The organism is Micromonospora globispora, from assembly GCF_003857015.1.
GTDB lineage: Bacteria > Actinomycetota > Actinomycetes > Mycobacteriales > Micromonosporaceae > Micromonospora > Micromonospora globispora.
Genome location: NZ_QGGF01000687.1, coordinates 1 through 3,399, shown reverse-complemented (window position 1 = coordinate 3,399; position 3,399 = coordinate 1). Strand labels below are relative to the sequence as shown.

At 75.4% G+C, this 3,399-nt stretch carries 3 protein-coding genes and 2 pseudogenes; 2 read left to right on the top strand and 3 right to left on the bottom strand.

Annotation, left to right across the window (positions count from 1 at the left end):
- The coding region (locus tag DKL51_RS32080) for a hypothetical protein (protein ID WP_148097916.1) at positions 1–245 on the top strand (245 nt) is incomplete at its 5' end.
- 287 nt (positions 246–532) lie between these two features.
- Here the strand turns inward: DKL51_RS32080 and DKL51_RS32075 are convergent.
- The 3 genes and pseudogenes from DKL51_RS32075 to DKL51_RS32065 all read right to left on the bottom strand — a co-directional run.
- Positions 533–928, bottom strand: coding sequence for an SCO2097 family morphological protein (locus DKL51_RS32075; RefSeq protein WP_109946424.1), 396 nt, complete (start codon positions 926–928; stop codon positions 533–535).
- 115 nt (positions 929–1,043) lie between these two features.
- Positions 1,044–2,303: a DNA polymerase IV gene (locus tag DKL51_RS32070; protein ID WP_109946423.1), complete on the bottom strand. Its 1,260-nt coding sequence runs from the start codon at positions 2,301–2,303 to the stop codon at positions 1,044–1,046.
- Positions 2,304–2,390: 87 nt separating this feature from the next.
- Positions 2,391–3,278: pseudogene (locus DKL51_RS32065) on the bottom strand (alkaline phosphatase family protein); the annotation flags it as partial.
- On the opposite strand from DKL51_RS32065, the pseudogene DKL51_RS36825 reads away from it, so the two are divergent.
- A pseudogene (locus DKL51_RS36825) lies at positions 3,274–3,399 on the top strand (SAM-dependent methyltransferase); the annotation flags it as partial. The pseudogenes DKL51_RS32065 and DKL51_RS36825 overlap by 5 nt on opposite strands.

The window sequence follows — 3,399 nt, the reverse complement described above, 5'->3', positions numbered from 1 at the left end:
CCCGGGACCCGCTCACCGGCGAGGAGCTGCACCCGGCGCTGCGCCGGGTGCGCGCGACGCTCGCCGGCCGGGCCGACCGGCGTACCCGTTTGCTGGCGGCCGTGCTGCCGCCGTCGGTGCTGCTGCGCTGGCGGACCAGGGCCGCCGACACGTCGACCCGCCTGGTCACCGCGAACGGGCTGGTGCGGCAACGGCTGCTGCGGTGGGACCCGCGTCGGCTGGTGGCCGGCCGCCTGGCCCGCTGACCCGGTCCGTCCGTCCGCCGGCGCTCCCCCGTCGGCGGACGGACGGACCGCCCTGCTCCGCTCGGGCAGGGCGGTCGAGATCACGATGAGGTCCGGCGATGGCGACATCCCGGCAGCCCGGACATCGCCGGGTCGGTGTGGTGGAGTGGATCAGGTCTTCGTCCGGCGCGAGGCGCGGCGCGGCGGGATCGGGGAGGGCGTGCGGGGGCGCGACGATGCGACCACGCTCGCCGGAGCGACTCCGGCGACACGCCGTCGCGGCAACCCGCCTCAGCGGCGGGACGTGGTCAGCGGTGCCCCTCCGGGCGCTGCCGCCACCGGTCCTCCATGCGGTCGAGGAACGACCCCCGCCGGCCCGTACGACCACGGGGGCGACGGCGGCTGGTCGTGCCGCCCACCACGTGCAGGTCCGGCGACTGGGACCGACGGTGCGACTGCACCGCGTAGCCCAGCGAGGCCAGCATGACGACGAAACCCGCCACCGCCAGCAGTGGCGTCTTGATCACGGCACCGTAGATCAACAGGGCCAGACCAGCAATGACCACGCCGGCAGCGACGAGCACGCGACGCCGCGCGTGGAAACGCGGGTCGCTGGCGCGCACGGCCGAGGCGAATTTGGGGTCCTCGGCAAGCGACCGCTCGATCTGCTCGAACAGCCGCTGCTCGTGCTCCGAGAGCGGCACGGCACTCCTCCCCGGTCACGTTGGTCGGCCCGGTCGGGCCGACAGACCGTGGCAGCCAACCGGCTGCTTACCCGCAAGTCTACGAGGGCCCCCGCGTGTCGGAAAGCGGGACGACCTACGGCCGGGTCGGATTTTCATTTCGACGCGGATCACGCTTGCCGAGAAGACTGGCCGGACCTATGACGGACCGCCCGAATCGGGCAGCGGCGGCGTCGACGGCCGCCTCCGCCTCCCGCCACCCACGCTCGGGAGCACCCAGGGTGAGCTGGCGCGGCGTCTCCTCGGCGGCGGCCAGCCCCTCCATCCGCACACCGACCAGCCGGACCGGCTCCCCCGGGTCGAGGGCCGTCCAGAGCGCCCAGGCCGTGTCGAACATCTCCCGGGCGGTGTCGGTCGGCACCGGCAGGGTGCGGGACCGGTTGACGGTGCGGAAGTCGGCCAGCCGGACCTTGAGCGAGATCGTGCGGCCCACCTGGCCGGCCGCGCGTAGCCGGGCCCCGACCTTCTCGGCGAGGGCGAGCAGGGCCCGGCGGATCTCCAGCGGGTCGGTGACGTCGACGTCGAAGGTGACCTCCGCGCCGATCGACTTCTCCACGTGCTCCGGCGTGACCGAGCGGGGGTCCCGCCCCCAGGCGAGCTCGTGCAGGTGGGCGGCCGCCGCCTCGCCGACCGCCCGGCGGAGCAGGCCGAAGGGCGCCTCCGCGAGGTCGCCGACGGTGTTCAGGCCGAGCCGGCGCAGCCCTTCCGCGGAGCGCTCCCCCACTCCCCAGAGCGCCGCTACCGGGAGCGGGTGCAGGAAGTCGAGCACCCGGTCGGCCGGCACCACCAGCAGGCCGTCGGGCTTGGCCCGGGTCGAGCCGAGCTTGGCCACGAACTTGCTCGGCGCCACCCCGACCGAACAGGTCAGCTCCTGCTCCTCGGCGACTCGGCGGCGGATCAGCCGGGCGATCTCCACGGGTGAGCCGAAGAGCCGGCGGGCGCCCGCCACGTCGAGGAACGCCTCGTCCAGGGAGAGCGGCTCGACCAGCGGAGTGACGTCCCGGAAGATCTGCATCACCGCCCGGGACGCGGCCGTGTACTGGCTGAAGTCCGGCGGGAGGTAGACCGCGTGCGGGCAGAGCGCCCGCGCCCGCGCGGTGGGCATGGCGCTGCGGACGCCGTACCGCCGGGCCTCGTAGCTGGCGGAGCTGACCACCCCGCGCGGCCCGACGCCGCCGACCACCACGGGCCGGCCGCGCAGCTCCGGCCTGCGGCGCACCTCGACCGAGGCGAAAAAGGCGTCCATGTCGACGTGCAGGATCGGGCAGCCGGTGTCGTCGGCGTCCGGCCCGAAGCGCGGATCACCGCCCCGGGGCAACGACTGGCTGCGGCCCATGACGGCAGGCTAGCCGCCCGCTCCGACAACCCGGAGGCAGCCGGGTCCGACCACCCCGGGAGCCGCCCGTCCGGCAACCCGGGCGGGTCAGCCCCGCAGGACCAGCAGCGGGATGGTCATCTCCGCCGCAGTGTCCGACCCGTGGTACGCCACCAGCCGGGACTCGATCGGCTTCTCCGAGCGGGTGGCCACCACGGCGTACGTGCCACGGCAGGCCACCACCACGTCGCCGATCCGGCGCAGGTGCTCCTCGGACACCGGCCCGAACCAGCCGGTGGCCACCGCCTCGGCCCGCTCCATCACCCGGGCGGCGTCCCCCAGCACCGCGGACCAAGCGGCCACCACGTCGGCGGCCGCACCCGGCTCGACGTGCAGGTAGCGGACCCGGGGCTCGCCGGCGACCACCCGCACCCCGGCCCGCAGCTGCGGGTCGGTGTCGAGGTCGAAGCGGTGCGCCTGCGGCACGTTGAGCTGCCCGTGGTCGGCGGTGACCAGCAGCGCGGCGTCCGGGGGCAGTTCGTCGACCAGCCGGGCGAGCAGCCGGTCCACCTCGGCGGCGGCGAGTCGCCACGGCACCGAGTCGACGCCGCTCAGGTGACCGTGCCGGTCCAGGTCCGGGTGGTAGCCGGAGACCAGGGTGGGTCCGGTGCCGGCGGCCAGGGCGGCCAGCATCTGCCCGGCGAGTGCGTCGACGTCGGAGGCACCCCGGTAGTCGCCGCCCCGGTTCGCGGCCAGGGTGAGGCCGCTGCCGCCGTACTCGGGGCGGCTGACCACGGTGACCGCGACGCCGGCCGCCCGGGCCCGCTCGTACTGGGTGGGCACCGGCTGCCAGCGCAGCGGCTCCGGGTCGCCGGTCCACTCGATGTGGCTGAGCACCCGGTCGGTGTCCGGGACGCGCACCTTGAAGCCGAGCACCCCGTGCGCGCCGGGCGGGACGCCGGCACCGAGGGTCACCAGGCTGGTCGGGGTGGTGGAGCAGACTCGAACGCTGACCCCCCGCACCGCCGTCATCTGGGCGGTGCTTCGGGACGAGCTGGCCCGCCGGACCGGCGAGCGGCTCACCGTGCTCGACATCGGCGGCGGCACCGGCGGCTTC